The following is a 17,282-nucleotide window of genomic DNA, read 5'->3' as shown; positions in this document are numbered from 1 at the left end:
CGGCAGGTCGATACTCGCCGGGATCCCTGGTCCCGGCCCGGACAGGCCCTCCGTCGTCTCGTCCGACTGCCCTAACCCGAGGGGTGACCACGACGATGGATACATCGTTCCCGAGCGGAACCGAGCCCACCCAGGCCCGTCATCCGCGATCCGTCCACACATCGACCCTGTCAGCGCAACGGGCCACCCACCCGATCAGCGCCGGCACCTCCCACCGTAGGGCCACCCACCCCGCCGCGGGATCCCTCGTCGTCGGCTCCGCTGTCGACACGTCCTGCTCCCCCGTCCCTGGCGCCGGAGGCCGGTGAGTCCCCATGGAACTCACCGGTCGACGCACTGAGGTCGACCGGATCACGACCCTCGCCGTACTCCCCCGGGAGTCAGCGCTGGTCGTCGTCGGCGACCCCGGCTCCGGACGCACGAGCGTCCTCGACGCGGCCAGCGGCCGCGTCCCCGTTCCCGTCATCCGCATCGGGGTCAACGGGACCGAGTCCCGTTGGCCGCTCAGCGGCGTGACGACCCTCTTCGGCGCGCTCGACGACCCCCGGGCCGCCGCGCACGTGACACGGATCCTCGCCACCGTCCGGGACGCCGACCCGTCCCGGGCGATCGTGGTGGCGCACGAGCTCCTCGCCACGCTGCGCACCCTGCAGCTCCCCCCGACGCTCGTCCTCATCGACGACCTCGACCGGATGGACGCGGCGAGCCAGACGCTCATCGCCTTCCTCGCCGGACGCCTGCCAGGCACGTCGTTGCGGATCGTCGCGACCGTGGCGAGCCTCCCGTCCGACGGTCCGCTGGCGGCCCTGCCGTCGATGCGCCTGGAGGCCCTGGCCGCGGACGAGGCGCTGCTGCTCGCCCGCAGCATGGCCGCCGACGACGCCAACGACGGGGTACTGGCGGTCGTCGCCGAGCAGACCGCCGGCAACCCCGGCGTGCTCCGCGAGCAGCTCGGCACGCTCCGCCGCGAACAGCTCCTCGGCTCCGAGCCGCTCGTGCTGCCGCTGCGCCCGACCGCCACCACGGCCCGGATCGCGGCCGCGGCCGTCGCCGGGGTCGCGGGCCGAGACCTCGAGGTCCTGACCCGTCTCGCCCTCGTACCCGTCACCCGGGCGGTCGGCCCGGAGTGGGACCGAGACGTCGTCGAGGACCTGGCGGCGCTCGGACTCGTCACGGTCCGTGGGCAGTCGGTCGCGGTCCGGTCGGCGCTCGTGCGGTCCTGGCTGCACTGGCAGATGCCCGCCCGTGACCGCCGTGCCGCACACGCCGGACTGGCGGTGTCCGCGGACACCGCCGACCCGCGCGCCGCGGCCTGGCACCGGAGCTTCACCGCCGACGAGCCGGACGCCGTCGCGCTGCTGCAGGCGGCGCGCGAGTACGCGATCGACGGTGAACCCGGAGCCGCGGTCACCCTCACCGAGCGTGCCCTGCACGTCGGGACGCACTCGGAGTCGGAGCACGCGGCGCTCCTGGCCGTCGCGGAGGTGCTGCTCACGCGCCGTCTCCTCGGCTACGCGGCGCGGTACCTCGCGGCGATCGAACCGTTCGCGTCCCGCGTCGACGACGTCCGCCGCCTCCGGTTGCACTACTCCGTGCAGTACCTGAACGGCGAGGCGGTCGAGGCCGACGAACTCATCGTCCCGGCGGAGGCCGGCGACCGCGACGAGGCCCTGGCCGTGACGGGCCTGGTGGCCATGGTCGCCAGCTTCCGGGCCGAGGCCTGGGAGCTCGACCACGCCCGAGCGCTCCTCGAGCGAGCGGAACCGTACGAGCGGGACCTCCCCGCTGCCACCGCGCAGATCCTCGACGCCGCCCGGACGATGGTGGCGGCGGTCGCCGGGTGCCTGCCGGCGGACCGCGACCTGCACGACGGCCTGGCGGCCCCGAGCCTCCTCGCGCTGTCCGAGCCGGCGCTGCTCATGCTCGCGCACGCCCTGAGCCTGTCCGACCGGCACGGCAGCGCCCGCCGCCTGTTCGCCCTGGTCCTCACCCGTTCCACCCAGACCGCACCGGTCTGGGTGGAGGCTGCGCGGTACCTCGCCGCGGAGAACGAGGTGCGGTCTGGCGACTTCCGGCTCGCGCTCCGGGCCATCGACGCCTGGGAGTCCGGCTCGAGCGTCGTCGAGCGCCTCCGGGAACCGTCGCGGGCGATCGCGATCGCCTGGCGTCACTTCCTCGAAGGGGACCCGGCCGCGGCCCTCGACGTCCTCGACCGGTGCCTCACGGTCCGCTCCACGAGCGGCCTGTGGGGTGCGACGGCGAAGCTGCACGCGTTCCGCGGCCGGGTCCTGCTGGCCGAGGACCGACCGGACGAGGCTGCCGCCGCGCTCGAGACCGCGGACGCGATCGGTCGGACCCTGCGGAACCCGACGGTCCTCCGTCACCTCGGCGACCTCGTCGAGACGTACGTGCGGCTCGGGCGGACCGAGGACGCACGCTCGGCGACCGCTCGGCTCGCTGCCGACCACCGGGCGCACCCGTCCCGCTGGGGCGCACTCGTGCTGGCGAGGAGCCTCGCGCTCGTCGCCGAGGAGGACACCAGGGACGCCGCCCGGCACCGGGCACTCGACCTGTTCGCGCCGACCGACTCCCAGTACGAGCGTGGCCGGACGCTGGCCGCGCTGGCCGCGACGAGCACGGGACCGGACCGGGCCCGACTCGGCGCGACCGCCGCGGCAGCCTTCGAGGCCGCGGGACTCCGCCGTCCGCTCGTCACGCCCCAGCGTGACGCCGCGATGCCCCCGGTCGGCGCCGCCTCCGTGAGCGGTGCCGCGGCCCGCGCAGCGCTGACCGGAGCGGCGCCGGTCGCAGCGGCACGCTCCGGGACGGCACCGTCACCGATGACGCCCCGGAGCGCCCCGGACGGCGCGTCGGTCCTCCCGCTCCTCACCGCGGAGGAACAGGCCGTGGTGCAGAAGGTGACGGAGGGCTACCGGAACCGTGAGATCGCCTCGTCGCTGTTCATGTCGCAGCGGACGGTCGAACTGCGCCTCACGCAGATCTACCGGAAGGTGGGCGCCCGGTCCCGCTCGCACCTGGTGGCGCTGCTGGGCTAGCGTCCGCTCCGACCCGGCTCTGGCCGCCCGAGGACCGCCGTCGTCCGCCCCCTCCTGATCCGTGGGCGGGCGACGGCCCCGGTTCCCAGAGAACCTCATCGCGTCCTCTGGGACGATGACGACTTGACCACGCTCCCCGCCTCCGCCGTGTCCGGCGCCCTGCTCGTCGGCGCCGTGCTCCCCCTCGTGCCGTTCCTCGGACGCATCGCGCGCCTCGCCGCGACGATCGTCCACGAAGTCGGCCACTGCGTCGTCGTCGTCCCCTTCGGCGGCCGCATCCGGCGCATCGACCTGCACGCCGACGGTTCGGGCGAGGCCTGGGTGTCCCTGGGTCGGGTGCCCGCGGTCGTGCGGTGGCTCGTCCGGGTGCTCAACCTCTTCGCCGGCTACAGCGCACCGCTCTGGGTCGGCGTGCTCCTCGTCACCGGCGCCGTCGTCGGCTCGCCCTGGCTGCCGGTCGTCGTGCTCGGCGTCGTCGGGCTCGTCGCGCTCGCCTTCGTCCGGAACTGGTTCGGTCTGCTCGTCGTCGTCGGGTTCGACGCCCTCGCCCTCTGGGTGGCACTGCGCCCCTCCGACCTCACCCTGCTCGTCGTCGCCGCCCTCGGAGCCGCGCTCCTCGTCGACGGGCTCCGGTCCCTGTTCCAGGTGCTGCGGTGGTTGTCGACCGGGGCGCGCGTGCAGACGGACTTCCACATCGCCGCCGCCGAGATGCGTCTGCCCGCCGTCGTCTGGTTCGTGCTGTTCCTCGGCGTCAACGCCACCGCGGTGTGGGCCGCCCGTGCGCCGCTGCTCGCCGTGTGGGACACGGTCGCGGTGAGCGTCCGGACGACGGTCGGGGCGTAGCGGACCCGACCCGGGCCGCCGGACGGGGTGTCGCGGACCCCGCTCGCACCGCCGGATGGCGTCGTGACCGCCGTAACGCGACGTCGTCTTCGCTCCCCCCGCTCCCGCGGCCTGCGAGAGTACCGCCCACAGCGGCAGCACGGAGGTGGACGCATGACGGACGAACGACCCGGTTTCGCGACCGAGCAGGTGCACGGCGGCTTCATGCCCGACACCGCCCACGGCGCACGCGTCCCCGCCATCCACATGTCGTCGGGCTTCCTGTTCGAGGACGCCGCCCAGGCACGCGACCGCTTCGCGGGCACCGACGACGGCTACACGTACACCCGGCTCGGCAACCCGACGAACGCGGACGTCGAGCGCCGCATCGCCCTCCTCGAACGCGGGACCGAGGCGATCCTGGTCGGCAGCGGTCAGGCGGCGGCCACGGTGGCCTTCCTCGGGCTCCTCGGCGCCGGCGACCACGTCGTCAGCGCGTCGAGCATCTACGAGGGCACCCGCGGACTGCTGCTGCAGAACCTCGGACGGCTCGGCATCGCGGTCGACTTCGTCGCCGACGCACGCGACCTCGACGCCTGGGCCGCCGCGGTCCGCCCGGAGACGAAGCTCTTCTTCGCGGAGACCATCCCGAACCCGAAGAACGACGTCCTCGACATCGCCGGGGTCGCCGCCGTCGCCCACCGCGCGGGCGTCCCGCTCGTCGTCGACAACACCCTCGCGACCCCGTACCTCGTGCAACCCGTCGAACACGGCGCCGACGTCGTCATCCACTCGGCGTCGAAGTTCCTCTCCGGCCATGGTGCCGGGCTCGGCGGCGTCGTCGTCGACGGCGGCCGCTTCGACTGGACGGCGACTCTCCAGCGCTGGCCGCACCTCACCCAGGCCGACCGAGCCCTCGGCGGCGCGAGTCACACCGACCGGTACGGACGCGGCGCCTTCATCGCCTACGCGCGGGACGTCGTCGCGGCCCGGGTCGGCCCGACGCCGTCGCCGTTCAACGCGTTCCTCCTCCGCCAGGGCATCGAGACCCTGTCCCTGCGCGTCGAACGCCACGTCGCGAACGCGCTCGCCGTGGCGACCTGGTTGGAGGCGCAACCGGAGGTGACGAGCGTGGACCACGCCGGTCTCGCCTCCAGTCCGTACCACGACCTCGCCCGTCGCTACCTGCCCCGCGGCGCCGGATCGGTGTTCGCCTTCACGCTCGCCGGCGGCGAGGCCGCCGCACACGCTCTCATCGACGCCGTCCGCCTGTTCAGCCGGATGACACACCTCGGCGACGTCCGGTCGCTCGTGCTGCACCCCGCGTCGACGACGCACGCCGGACGGACCCCGGAGGAGCGCGCGGCGCAGGGCATCCACGACGGGCTCGTCCGCCTGTCGGTGGGGATCGAGGACGTCGCGGACCTGATCGGCGACCTGGAGCGCGGGTTCGGCGCGGTCCGCGCCCTCGCCGGTCGCGGCACGGCCGCCGGTCACGGCCGGGAGGCTCGCCTCGGGTTCGCCCCAGAGGTCGCGGCCGTCACCGTGCCGGCTCCGACAGGGGTGCTGTGATGGCCCGGATGCAGCACATCGGCTACTTCTTCTCCCGCGGGTTCGGTCCGCAGGCGTGGGGTCGGCCGGACTGGCACTGGGGGCACGACTGGACGAAGCCGGACCTGTACCAGCAGTCCGTCCGGGCGCTCGAGGACGGCGGGTTCGACCTCGTCATCGCGGAGGACGCGATCTCGCTCGGGGACCCCGCGACGCTCGACCTCCGGATCCGCCAGGCCTACGGCGGCCCGAAGCACGACCCGCTGCTCCTCGCGCCGTGGCTGTTCGCCGCGACCCGGCACATCGGCATCGCCCCGACGGTGAACGCCGGGGTGACGCCCCCGTACCTGGCCGCGCGCCAGCTCGCGACCCTCGCCCACCTGTCCTCCGACCGGCTCGGGGTGAACGTCGTCACCGACGTCGGCAGCGCCCGACACGCCGGCCTCGCCCCGGTGCCGCACGACGTCGCCTACGACCGCGCCGAGGAGTGGGTCGGGCTGCTCCGCCGCCTCTGGCACTCCTGGGGTGACGGGTTCACCGGGTCCGAAGCCGACTGGCACTTCGCGGACGGCGACCGGCTCGACGCGTTCCACCACGAGGGCGAGCACTTCCGCACGGCGGGGCCGCTCAACGCACTCCCGCTCGACACCGACCCCGTGGTGGTCTCACCGGGCGGCTCCGGGCGCGGCCTCGACTTCGCGGGCACGCACTCGGACGTCCAGCTCGCCCTCGCGCCCCTCTCCGCCGCAGCGGTCTCGGCCTACCGGGCGAAGGTGCACGACGCCGCCGCGCTCGCCGGCCGCGGCCCGGACGACCTGCGCGTGCTGTTCGTCCTGAAGCCCGTCGTGGTGTCCTCGGCGGCGGAGGCCGACCGCATCGTCGAGGCGTCCCGGCACCCCTCGGACGACGACCTCCGCGCCGCGGCCCTCGCATGGTCGAGCGACGCCGAGACCGATCTGCTCGCGCTCGACCTCGACGCCCCGATCCCGGACGGCACGTTCGCCGACCACGTGTCCGCCGGCACCGTCCGCGGACTCGTCGGGGACACCCCGGACGCGCCCCTCCGGGAGCTGCTCACCCGCAAGGCCCGGCTCGGTCGGGTCGCCGACCGGTGCGGCTTCGTCGGGACGGCTGACGAGTTCGCGGACTTCATCGAGGAGCTCGGCGCGGACGCGGACAACGACGGGGTCATCCTGTCCGGCGACCTGCACCCGGCCCAGGTCTACCGGATGCTCGGCGACCTGGTGCCCGTGCTCCGGCAGCGCGGGCTCCTCCGCCGGGAGTACGGCGACGGCGGACTCCGCGCGAACCTGTTCGACTTCTGATCCCCGCTGACCGCCCGGGTTGCGTGTCGCGGGCTACTGCTTCGTCGAGTCCTTCTTCTTCGTCGAGTCCTTCTTCTTCTTCTTCTTCGAATCCTTCTTCTTCGTCGAGTCCTTCTTCTTCTTCTTCTTCGAATCCTTCTTCTTCGTCGAGTCCTTCTTTTTCTTCTTCGAGTCCTTCTTCGTCGAGTCCTTCTTCGTCGAGTCCTGCTCGTCCGGGTCCGTCGTCCCGAACTGCTCGGCGCCGTTCGACGGCTCCGGATCGGCCGTGTCGTCGGGTGCCACGACCACCGAGGCCCCGGTCTCCGTGCGAGCCTCGACGGTTTGCCCCTCGACCTCGGTCGCGAGGGCGTCCTCGACCCGCTCGACGACGAGCTCGGCACCGGCCCCGGCGAGGCGCACCAGCGCCTGGGCCGCACGGAGCCGCGTCGTCGACCGCCGGGCCAGCGCGTCCGCCCGCGCGCCCTCGAGGAACGTCCGCAGTGCACGCTCCGGCTGGCTCCGGCCGCGCGGGGCCGCCTGGTCGAGACGATCGAGCGCGGCCGCCGTCCCGGCGGCGGGATCCTCGACGTGGTCCTGGCGCACGGTCTCGACGAGCGCCGCGACCGCCGACGCCGCCTGTTCGACCGCCGGGCTCCGCTGGTCCATCACGACGAGCATCTCGAAGACGCTGCCGTAGGACATCGTCTCGAGCCGCACCGGCTCGGCACCGCGTCCGCGCAGCACCAGACGAGCGTCAGGCGTCGGCAGCCAGGCGACGACGGCCGCGACCGAGGCGACCGCCCCGACGATGCGCTCGTACTCGGCCAGACCCAGACGGTCCGGCTCTCGCAGACGGACACGGATCGCGATCTCCTGCACGGGGTACCTCTCGCTCGGGGTCGGCCCCGCGGGTCCGGAACCGTGCCCCGGAGCGTAGTCCGTGCGCCCGGCAGATCCGGGGCTGCACACGCGCCGACGGAGCTCTCCCCGGCATGCAGAACGCCCCGCACCGTCCGGGGACGGTGCGGGGCGTTCTGTGGCGACTCACGTGACAGCGGTCCGACGATCGGCAGGTGGTGGAGATGGGGGGAATCGAACCCCCGTCCATCGCTGCAATTCGACGTCTTCTACGGGCGTATCCGGATGTTCGTTCTGCTCGGCCCCGTCCGTTGCTACCGGCTTCTCGGACGACGGGCCCAGTCTCAGTGCAAGTCCCGCACGGCCCTGAGGCGCGACCGCGCAGCAAGTCCCCTTGATGACGCCGGACTCAGGTTAGGGAACGATCACCTGGCCGACGGACTTCATGTGCTGGGCTGCTTACGCAGCGAGAGCGAAGTCAGTGCGCTTGGAATTGGCACTTGTTGTTTTCCACGGATCGTTGACGAGATGACCGTGGGTCCTCGGCCCGCTTCCCGTCGGCACACAGGCGATGTCGAAACCGATCATCCCCATGCAGGCCGTCGTGCGGACCACTGTCACGCTGTTGAGTTGCCAAGCCCGTACCCGGATCATCGTCCGGGACGAGCAGCTGTTCAGTCTACCGACCGGACGACCACCACGCTAGTCGACGCAGCTGGTCACTCGCCGAGACGGTTGCGCGACCGCATGGCCCGCTCGGCCTCGCGCTTGTCCGTCTTCTCGCGCAGCGCCTGGCGCTTGTCGAACTCGCGCTTGCCCTTCGCGACCGCGATCTCGACCTTGGCGCGGCCGTCCGAGAAGTAGATCTTCATCGGCACGAGGGTGTACCCGCCCTGCGAGGTCTTGTGGGAGATCTTCACGATCTCCTGCTTGTGCAGGAGCAGCTTGCGCTTCCGCCGCGGTGCGTGGTTGTTCCACGTGCCCTCGGTGTACTCGGGGATGTGCACGGCATCGAGCCAGGCCTCCCCCGCGTCGACGAAGGCGTACCCGTCGACGAGCGACGCACGACCCTCACGCAGCGACTTCACCTCGGTGCCACTGAGGACCATGCCGGCCTCGTACGTGTCCTCGATGAGGTAGTCGTGGCGCGCACGACGGTTCGTCGCGACGACCTTCTCCCCGCGTTCCTTCGCCATGCCCGGCTCCTTCTCGATGGTGTGTGCTCGCCCGCGCGAGCCGCCCAGCATATCGAACACGGACGGGCCCGTGCACCTTCCCGGTGCTCGGGCCCGCCGCGGTCCGCAGGACGGCTCCGGTCAGACCTTGAGGTACCGGCGGATCGCGATCGACGCCGACAGCGCCGCCAGGACGACCCCGATGACGATCACCGCGGGGACGACGATCGCGGCGTCGTCCATGCCGATGAACGCGGTCCCCGAGAAGCGCTTCGTCAGGTAGTTCCGCACGAAGAACCACACCACCGCCAGGATCGCGCCGCCGGCCAGGACCGCCCCCACCGCAGCGGCGATCACGCCCTCGAGCACGAAGGGCGTCTGGATGAAGCGGTTCGACGCCCCCACCAACCGCATGATGCCGAGCTCACGACGTCTCGAGAACGCCGACAACCGGATCGTGGTCGCGATGAGCAGCACGGCGGCGACGAGCATCAGGGACGCGATGCCGATCGCCGTGTACGACGAGGCGTTGAGCAGGTTGAAGATCGGCTGCAGGTACCCGCGCTGGTCGACGACGCTCTGCACGCCCGCGACCTTCGACAGGCTCTCGACGAGCACGTCCGCCTGCGACGGGTTCTTCAGGTTCACCCAGAAGGTCTCGTTGAGGTACTCGGGCTTCACGAACTCGGTGGCGGGCGAGTCCTTGAACTGCTGCTTGAACCGCGTGTACGCGTCCTGCTGGTCCTCGAAGTAGGACTTCTCGATGTACGGCCGCAGGGTCGACGAGCCGAGCTGCTGCTCGATCTGGTCCCGCTGGTCGGCGGTCGCCTTCGCGCCGGTGCAGTTGCCGGTCGTGTCGGTGTCGGTGCACAGGTACACGGCCACCTGGGCCCGGTCGTACCAGTAGCCCTTCATCTGGTTGATCTGCATCTGGAGCAGGATCGCGGTGCCGACGAAGGTCAACGAGATGAAGGTCACCAGGACGACCGACACCACCATCGAGGCGTTCCGGCGGAGACCGGAGCCGACCTCGGCCATGACGAGTCCGAGCCTCATCGGATGAGCCCCGGGATCGTCTGGATGCCGGTCGTGTTCGAGACGCCGCCGCGTTGAATCGGCAGGGCCTGGGTCTGGTACCCGCCGGCCTGCTCGTCACGGAGGACCGTGCCGGCGGACAGCTCGATGACCCGGCGCTGCATCTGGTTCACGATGCTCGCGTCGTGTGTGGCCATCAGGATCGTCGTGCCTCCCTGGTTGATGCGTTCGAGGAGCGCCATGATGCCCGCCGAGGTCGTCGGGTCGAGGTTGCCGGTCGGCTCGTCGGCCAGCAGGACCGCCGGCTTGTTGACGACGGCGCGGGCGATCGCCACGCGCTGTTGCTCACCGCCCGAGAGCTCGTGCGGCATCCGGGTCGCCTTGCCGGAGAGCCCGACGAGCTTGAGCACGTCGGTGACGGACTCGCTGATGAAGCCCTTGCTCTTGCCGATGACCTGCAGCGAGAACGCGACGTTGTCGAACACGTTCTTGTTCGGGAGCAGCCGGAAGTCCTGGAACACGACGCCGAGGTTGCGGCGGAAGTACGGGACCTTGCGGGACGAGAGTGCGCCGAGGCGCTGTCCGAGGACGTGGATCTGCCCGCGGGAGGGCTTCTCCTCCTTGAGGACGAGCCGGAGGAAGCTCGACTTCCCGGAGCCGGACGCACCGACGAGGAAGACGAACTCACCCTTGAGGATCTCGAGGGTGACGTTGTCGAGAGCGGGACTCGGGTTGCCCGAGTACACCTTGGTGACCTGGTCGAATTTGATCATGACCGGATCAGGGTAGGTCGCGATCCGGTGATCGTGCTCCAGGCGCGCGGCTCACGACCCCGCGGGCTCGTGCCGCTCAGTCCTCGTCCGGGCGCTTGCGCCACCGGATGCCGGCGTTGATGAAGCCGTCGAGGTCGCCGTCGAACACCGCCGAGGGGTTGTTGACCTCGTAGTCCGTCCGCAAGTCCTTGACCATCTGGTACGGGGCCAGCACGTAGTTGCGGATCTGGTCGCCCCAGCTGGCCGTGATCGTGCCCGCGAGTTCCTTCTTCTTCGCGTTCTCCTCTTCCTTCTTCAGGAGCAGGAGGCGCGACTGCAGCACGCGCATGGCGGCGGCGCGGTTCTGGATCTGCGACTTCTCGTTCTGCATCGAGACGACGGTCCCGGTCGGGATGTGGGTCAGGCGCACCGCCGAGTCCGTCGTGTTGACGGACTGCCCGCCGGGGCCAGAGGACCGGAACACGTCGACGCGGATGTCGTTCTCCGGGATGTCGATGACGGCGGTCTCCGGCATGAGCGGGATGACCTCGACCGCGGCGAAGGACGTCTGCCGCTTCCCCGCGGCACCGAACGGCGACATCCGGACCAGGCGGTGCGTGCCGGCCTCGACCGACAGCGTGCCGAACGCGTGCGGCCCGTCGACCTCGAACGTCGCGGACTTGATGCCCGCTTCCTCCGCGTAGGAGGTGTCCATCACGGTGACCTTCTGGTCGTGCTGCTCGGCGTACCGCAGGTACATGCGCATGAGCATCTCGGCGAAGTCCGCGGCGTCGACACCACCGGCGCCGGCGCGGATCGTGATGACGGCGGGACGGTCGTCGTACTCGCCGTCGAGGAGGGTCTGCACCTCGAGCTCGCCCATGGTCTTCGTGATCGCGGCGAGTTCGGCGAGCGCCTCGTCGGCGGACTCCTGGTCCTCGGCCTCGTTCGCCATCTCGACCAGCACCTCGAGGTCGTCGAGGCGCTGCTCGGTGACCGTGAGCTTCTTCAGCTCGGCCTGCCGGTGCGCGAGCGCGCTCGTCACCTGCTGGGCGTGGTCGGTGTCGTCCCACAGGTCGGGCGCACCGGCCTGCTCGCTGAGTTCCGCGATCTCACGCTCGAGGCGGTCCACGTCGACCACCGAGCGGATGTTCCCGAAGGTCACGCGGAGGGCGTTGACCTGTTCGGCGATGTCCAGTTCGACCATGGTCCCCGATCCTACCGGGGCTTCCCGGCCGGGAGGACCGTGCCCGGTCCGCCCCGCCGCTCGCGTCGCCGGGGCGTCGGGTCAGCGCCCGAGCGAGGGTTCGCGGGACGCCATGCCGGCGGCACCGGCACGCGCCACCGCGGCGGGCAGCGCCGCGAGGAAGGCGTCGACGTCGGCGTCCGTGGAGGTGTGCCCGAGCGTGATCCGGAGCGCTCCGCGCGCGTCGTCCTCGCTGAGCCCCATCGCGAGCAGCACGTGTGAGGCCTCCGGGACCCCGGCCTGACACGCGGACCCGGTGGAGACGGCCACGCCGGCGGCGTCGAGCAGGAAGAGCAGGGAGTCCCCCTCGCAGCCCGGGAAGGTGAAGTGTGCGTTGCCCGGCAGCCGGTCCTCCGGGTCCCCCATGAGCACCGCGGTGGGGACGGCGCGGCGGACCCCGGCGATCAACCGGTCGCGGAGGTGCCGGACGTCGGCGTGGGGTGTGGCGGCGGCGACCCCGAAGGCGGCGGCGGCCGGCGCGTCCTGCGTCCCGCTCCGCACCTGGCGCTGCTGCCCCCCGCCGTGGATGAGCGGTTCGACGACGGCACGACGGCCGAGCACGAGGGCCCCGACGCCGACCGGTCCGCCGATCTTGTGGGCCGACACGCTCAGCGCGTCGAGCCCGGACGCGGCGAAGTCCACCGGGACCTGGCCGTAGGCGGCGACCGCGTCGCTGTGCACCGGCACGCCGGCGCCGTGCGCGAGCGCGACGATGCGCTCGACCGGCTGGATGGTGCCGACCTCGTTGTTCGCCCAGAGGAACGTGACCAGGGCGACGTCGTCGGCGGAGGCGAGTCGGGCCTCCAGTGCGGCCAGGTCGACCCGACCCTGCGCGTCGAGCGGGACGACGTCGACGACGGCGCCCTCGTGGCGCTCCAGCCAGTCGACGGTGTCCACCGTGGCGTGGTGCTCCCCTGCCGGGACGACGATGCGGGGTCGCCGTCGGTCCCGCTGGCGCGCCCAGAACAGGCCCTTCACGGCGAGGTTGATGCTCTCGGTGCCGCCGGAGGTGAAGACGACCTCCACCGGGTCGGCACCGAGCGACGCCGCCACGCGGGCACGGCCGTCCTCGAGCAGCATGCGGGCGTGCTGCCCGGCGCTGTGGATCGACGACGGGTTGCCCACGGTGCGGAGCGCGTCGGTGAACGCGGCGAGCGCCTCGGGCAGGATCGGGGTCGTGGCGGCGTGGTCGAGGTAGACGGGCACGGGGTACCCCTTTCTGGAGCGTTCCCAGGCTACCCGCGTGTCCTCGTACCCTTGGGGGCGTGTACGAGACGGCGATCGAGACCATCCCGGGCTTCCGGCTCGACGACGGCGACCCGCGCTTCGCGCTCCGGACGGCGACGGCGACGGCAGCGGCGGTGGTCGTCGACGGCCGCGGACGCTTCGACCTGGCCCGGCAGGGCGACTCCGACCTGTGGACCGCGATCACCCCCGGCGTCCGCGCCGGCGACACCTACCACCTGCTCGTCGACGGACCGACCGGGCCACGGCACGGGTTCGACCCGGCGCTGCCGCTCCTCGACCCCTACGCCCGGGGCATCGTCGCCACCGCGCAGCACCAGGACGGTCCCGCCACGGCGGACGGACGCGCCCGGTGGACGAGCGTCGTCGTGGACGGCGGGTTCGACTGGGGCGGCGTCGGCAAGCCCGCGGTCCCCCTCGACCGCGTGGTCGTCTACGAGGCGAACGTCCGCACCCTGACCGCGGCGAACCCCGCCGTGCCGGAGGACCTCCGGGGCACGTACGCGGGTGTCGCGCACGAGAGCACCATCGCGCACCTCCGGCGGATCGGCGTGACGACGCTCGAGCTGCTCCCCGTGCAGGCGTTCGACACGGAACGCTGGCTCCGCGAGGCCGGGCGCGAGAACGCGTGGGGCTACAACACGCTCGGGTTCTTCGCCCCGCACGCCGGGCACGCGTCCGCCGCCGCCCGGGCAGCGGGAGCGGACGCGGTGCTGCGCGAGTTCAAGGGCATGGTGCGGCTGCTCCACGAGGCCGGCATCCAGGTCGTCCTCGACGTCGTCTACAACCACACGGCGGAGGAGGGCCTCGGCGGTCCGACCACGTCCCTGCGCGGCATCGACGGCGCGAACCGGTACCGCTGGTCCGACACGGACACCTACTACGACACGACGGGCTGCGGCAACACGCTCGACACCTCGGTCGAGGCGACCGCGGACCTGGTCGTCGACAGCCTGCGGTACTGGGCTCGCGAGGTCCAGGTCGACGGCTTCCGGTTCGACCTGATGGCCGCGCTCGCCCGGGACGCCGACCACCGGTTCGACCCCGAGCACCCGCTGCTCGGCCGCATCCGCAGCCACCCCGACCTGCAGGACACCCTCGTCATCGCCGAGCCGTGGGACGTCGGCCCGGACGGCTGGCGCACCGGGTCGTTCGGTGCCGGGACGCTCGAGTGGAACGACGGCTTCCGGGACACCGTGCGGACGTTCTGGCTCGGGGACGTCGCCGACGAACGCCGGCACGGCTCTCCCGCCACCGGCATCGGTGGCCTGGCCGGAGCGCTGACCGGTTCCCAGCACCTGTTCGGCAACCGCGGGCCGCTCTCCGGCGTGAACTTCGTCACCGCCCACGACGGGTTCACGCTGCACGACCTCGTGTCCTACGACACGAAGCACAACGCGGCGAACGGCGAGGACGGCCGCGACGGCTCGAACGACAACCGCTCGTTCAACCACGGCGTCGAGGGGCCGACCACCGACCGTGGAGTCCGAGCCGCTCGTGGTCGGTCGATGCGCAACCTCATGGCGACGGTGCTGCTGTCCGCCGGCGTCCCGATGATCACCGCGGGCGACGAGCGCAGCCGCACCCAGCACGGCAACAACAACGCCTACGTCGTCACGGACGACCTCACCCCGGTGGACTGGTCCGACGACGAGGACGCCGAGTCGATGACCGAGGCCGTCGCCGCCCTCACCCGGCTCCGCGCCGCGCACCCCGCGCTCCGCCCGACACGCTTCGGCGTCCCCGGGCAGACGACGCCCTCGGCGTCTCGGATGACCTGGTACGGCCCGGACGGCCTGCCGATGACCGTGGAGGGCTGGGACCAGCCGATCCACCGCGCGCTGCAGTACTTCGTCGAGTCCACCCCCGAGCACGAGCCGTACGACCGCGTGCTCGTCGTCGTGCACGGCAGCGGCCGCACCCGCGACCTCACGCTGCCGTCCCGCGAGGACGTCGCCGCCTACCGCCTCGCGTGGTCGAGCGAGAAGCACCGTGACCACGAGCGGCACCGGCCGACCGGCACTCTCTTCACCGCGTACGGGCCGGGCATCCACGTCTTCGAGGTCGTCTGACCGTCCGTCCCGCCGTGTCCGCCCCGGGAGGTCCGACACACGAAACGGGGAACACGGACGGCCCGGCCGGGTAGCGTCTGCTCCGTGGCCTCCGTAGACCGACCCCGGCGTCCGAAGATCGGGCGCATCCCGATCACCGAACTCGCCCCGACGACGCCGAACGGCTTCCCGGGCAAGGGCTTCGACGGGGAGGTGATCACGTTCGGCGCGACCGTCTTCCGAGAGGGGCACGGCGTCATCGGCGCCGACCTCGTCCTCGTCCGGCCCGACGGCGGGACGCGCACCGTCCCGCTGACCCTCGTCGCACCCGGGACCGACCGGTACGAAGCGACCGTGCAGGTCGAGGGCGTCGGCGTCTGGGAGTGGCACGTCGAGTCGTACGCCGACGACTGGGCGAGCTGGGTGCACGGCGCACGGCTGAAGATCGCCGCCGGCGTCGACACCGAGGCGACCCTGCTCGACGGCGCCGCGCTCCTCGAGCGTCTCGCCGCCGAGATCGACTCGACCACGGCAGCCCGCGCAGCCGCCCGGCTCCAGGACACGGACCTCGACCCGGCCGAGCGCCTCGCCGCCGTGGACGACCCCCGCGTCGTCGCCGAGCTGGCCGAGTCGCCGCTCACCTCGCTCCGGACGCTCTCCCCGACGCAGTTGCTCGACGTCGAGCGCACCCGCGCCGGCGTCGGCGCCTGGTACGAGTTCTTCCCCCGCAGCGAGGGCGCCAAGCGCAACCCGGACGGTTCGTGGAAGAGCGGAGACTTCCGCACCGCGGCCCGCCGCCTCCCGGCCGTCGCCCGGATGGGCTTCGACGTCGTCTACCTGCCGCCGATCCACCCGATCGGCACGACGGCCCGCAAGGGACCGAACAACACCCTCACCGCGGGCCCGGACGACCCCGGCAGCCCCTGGGCCATCGGCGGCCCCGAGGGCGGGCACGACGCCATCCACCCCGACCTCGGCACCGAGGACGACTTCCGGGACTTCGTCGAGACGGCGAAGAACACCGGTATGGAGGTCGCGCTCGACTTCGCGCTGCAGTGCTCCCCCGACCACCCCTGGGTCACCGAGCACCCGGAGTGGTTCACCGTCCGCGCCGACGGCTCGATCGCGACGGCCGAGAACCCGCCGAAGCGCTACCAGGACATCTACCCCATCCAGTTCGACACCGACCCCGAGGGCCTGGTCGCCGAGGTCCTGCGCGTGCTGCGCCACTGGATCGCGTTCGGCGTCCGGATCTTCCGCGTCGACAACCCCCACACCAAGCCGCTCTGGTTCTGGGAGCGCGTCATCCGGGAGGTCCGCGACGAGCACCCCGACATCGTCTTCCTCGCCGAGGCGTTCACCCGCCCGGCGATGATGCGGGCGCTCGCCGAGACCGGGTTCCAGCAGTCGTACTCGTACTTCACGTGGCGGAACACGAAGGAGGAGATCGAGACGTACTTCGACGAGCTCTCCCACGAGACGAGCGCGTACCTGCGTCCGAACCTCTTCGTGAACACGCCGGACATCCTCACCGAGTTCCTGCAGTACGGCGGTCGCGCCGGGTACAAGGTCCGTGCCGCGCTCGCCGCCACCGGCGCCCCGACCTGGGGCATGTACTCCGGGTACGAGCTCTTCGAGGACGTCGCCCGGCCAGGCTCCGAGGAGAACATCGACAACGAGAAGTACGAGTACAAGCCGCGTGACTTCGCGCTCGCCGAGGCCGAGGGCGCGAGCCTGGCCCCGTACGTGACGATGCTCAACCGGCTCCGGTCGGCGCACCCCGCGCTCCGCCAACTCCGGAACACGACGATCCACTCCGCCGAGGACGACGCGATCGTCGTGTACTCGAAGCACCTGCCCGGGCAGTACAACCGGTCCGGCCGGGACGACACCGTGATCGTCGTGGCGAACGTCGACCCGCACTCCTCGCGCGAGACGACCGTGCACCTCGACCTCACCGCCCTCGGGCTCGAGCCCGGCACCCTGTTCGACGTCCGCGACGTCGTCACCGGTGCCCGCTGGACCTGGGGATCCGCCAACTACGTGCGCCTGGACGCCTTCCAGGAGCCCGTGCACCTGCTCGTCGTGGAAGGACCGCACCGATGACCGACCCGAACACCACACCCGAGCAGACCCCGGCCGCAGGCGCCGTGCGCGGGCCGGGCCTCCCGCCGGTGCCCCCGCCGC

Annotated in this window: 12 protein-coding genes and 1 other RNA gene; 6 read left to right on the top strand and 7 right to left on the bottom strand. The window is 72.1% G+C overall.

Features of this window, described 5'->3' with window-relative positions; genetic code table 11:
• Positions 1 to 314: 314 nt before the first annotated feature.
• The 4 genes from DEI91_RS16870 to DEI91_RS13170 all read left to right on the top strand — a co-directional run bounded on the left by DEI91_RS16870 (position 315) and on the right by DEI91_RS13170 (position 6,754).
• Positions 315 to 3,056 (top strand): LuxR family transcriptional regulator, encoded by a 2,742-nt coding sequence (locus DEI91_RS16870; protein ID WP_111052733.1) that lies wholly within the window; start codon positions 315 to 317, stop codon positions 3,054 to 3,056.
• A 123-nt stretch (positions 3,057 to 3,179) separates the two neighbouring features.
• Positions 3,180 to 3,899, top strand: a complete 720-nt coding sequence (locus tag DEI91_RS13180) for a M50 family metallopeptidase (RefSeq protein ID WP_181439604.1) — start codon at positions 3,180 to 3,182, stop codon at positions 3,897 to 3,899.
• A gap of 153 nt (positions 3,900 to 4,052) precedes the next feature.
• Complete coding sequence (locus DEI91_RS13175; protein ID WP_111052731.1) at positions 4,053 to 5,450, top strand: O-acetylhomoserine aminocarboxypropyltransferase/cysteine synthase family protein; 1,398 nt, start codon at positions 4,053 to 4,055, stop codon at positions 5,448 to 5,450.
• Positions 5,450 to 6,754 carry an LLM class flavin-dependent oxidoreductase gene (locus DEI91_RS13170; protein ID WP_111052730.1) on the top strand — a complete coding sequence of 435 codons (1,305 nt, stop codon included), beginning with the start codon at positions 5,450 to 5,452 and terminating at the stop codon, positions 6,752 to 6,754. Before DEI91_RS13175 ends, DEI91_RS13170 begins: the two co-directional genes overlap by 1 nt.
• A 33-nt stretch (positions 6,755 to 6,787) precedes the next feature.
• Here the strand turns inward: DEI91_RS13170 and DEI91_RS16320 are convergent, their stop codons facing one another.
• The 7 genes from DEI91_RS16320 to DEI91_RS13135 form a co-directional block, all read right to left on the bottom strand.
• A complete protein-coding gene (locus DEI91_RS16320) occupies positions 6,788 to 7,612 on the bottom strand; it encodes a hypothetical protein (RefSeq protein ID WP_181439603.1) in 825 nt (274 codons plus the stop codon).
• A 195-nt stretch (positions 7,613 to 7,807) separates the two neighbouring features.
• Positions 7,808 to 8,183: a transfer-messenger RNA gene (gene ssrA / locus DEI91_RS13160) on the bottom strand.
• A gap of 127 nt (positions 8,184 to 8,310) precedes the next feature.
• On the bottom strand, positions 8,311 to 8,787 hold the full coding sequence (gene smpB / locus DEI91_RS13155; RefSeq protein ID WP_111052779.1) for an SsrA-binding protein SmpB: 477 nt from the start codon (positions 8,785 to 8,787) through the stop codon (positions 8,311 to 8,313).
• A 120-nt stretch (positions 8,788 to 8,907) separates the two neighbouring features.
• On the bottom strand, positions 8,908 to 9,822 hold the full coding sequence (ftsX, locus tag DEI91_RS13150) for a permease-like cell division protein FtsX (RefSeq protein WP_111052728.1): 915 nt from the start codon (positions 9,820 to 9,822) through the stop codon (positions 8,908 to 8,910).
• Positions 9,819 to 10,574 (bottom strand): cell division ATP-binding protein FtsE, encoded by a 756-nt coding sequence (gene ftsE, locus DEI91_RS13145; RefSeq protein WP_111052727.1) that lies wholly within the window; start codon positions 10,572 to 10,574, stop codon positions 9,819 to 9,821. The genes ftsX and ftsE overlap by 4 nt, the downstream gene beginning before the upstream one ends.
• A gap of 76 nt (positions 10,575 to 10,650) precedes the next feature.
• On the bottom strand, positions 10,651 to 11,760 hold the full coding sequence (prfB, locus tag DEI91_RS13140; RefSeq protein WP_111052726.1) for a peptide chain release factor 2: 1,110 nt from the start codon (positions 11,758 to 11,760) through the stop codon (positions 10,651 to 10,653).
• Positions 11,761 to 11,841: 81 nt separating this feature from the next.
• Entirely contained in the window at positions 11,842 to 13,005 is a 1,164-nt protein-coding gene (locus DEI91_RS13135; protein ID WP_111052725.1) for a cysteine desulfurase family protein, read from the bottom strand.
• A gap of 59 nt (positions 13,006 to 13,064) precedes the next feature.
• On the opposite strand from DEI91_RS13135, the gene DEI91_RS13130 reads away from it, so the two are divergent.
• Entirely contained in the window at positions 13,065 to 15,116 is a 2,052-nt protein-coding gene (locus DEI91_RS13130; RefSeq protein WP_111052724.1) for a glycogen-debranching protein, read from the top strand.
• A gap of 84 nt (positions 15,117 to 15,200) precedes the next feature.
• The gene (locus tag DEI91_RS13125) at positions 15,201 to 17,201 is read left to right on the top strand and encodes an alpha-1,4-glucan--maltose-1-phosphate maltosyltransferase (protein WP_111052723.1); all 2,001 of its coding nucleotides are present in this window, start codon (positions 15,201 to 15,203) and stop codon (positions 17,199 to 17,201) included.
• Positions 17,202 to 17,282: the final 81 nt, after the last annotated feature.

The organism is Curtobacterium sp. MCBD17_032, from assembly GCF_003234855.1.
GTDB lineage: Bacteria > Actinomycetota > Actinomycetes > Actinomycetales > Microbacteriaceae > Curtobacterium.
The sequence above is the reverse complement of the archived record's forward strand: the minus strand, read 5'-3'. Positions and strand labels throughout refer to the sequence as shown.

Excerpts from the sequence above, each read along its gene's own strand:
- ftsX (WP_111052728.1), bottom strand. The coding sequence starts at position 9,822 with ATGAGGCTCGGACTCGTCATGGCCGAGGTCGGCTCCGGTCTCCGCCGG.
- smpB (WP_111052779.1), bottom strand. The coding sequence starts at position 8,787 with ATGGCGAAGGAACGCGGGGAGAAGGTCGTCGCGACGAACCGTCGTGCG.
- DEI91_RS16870 (WP_111052733.1), top strand. The coding sequence starts at position 315 with ATGGAACTCACCGGTCGACGCACTGAGGTCGACCGGATCACGACCCTC.
- DEI91_RS13170 (WP_111052730.1), top strand. The coding sequence starts at position 5,450 with ATGGCCCGGATGCAGCACATCGGCTACTTCTTCTCCCGCGGGTTCGGT.
- prfB (WP_111052726.1), bottom strand. The coding sequence starts at position 11,760 with ATGGTCGAACTGGACATCGCCGAACAGGTCAACGCCCTCCGCGTGACC.
- DEI91_RS13175 (WP_111052731.1), top strand. The coding sequence starts at position 4,053 with ATGACGGACGAACGACCCGGTTTCGCGACCGAGCAGGTGCACGGCGGC.
- ftsE (WP_111052727.1), bottom strand. The coding sequence starts at position 10,574 with ATGATCAAATTCGACCAGGTCACCAAGGTGTACTCGGGCAACCCGAGT.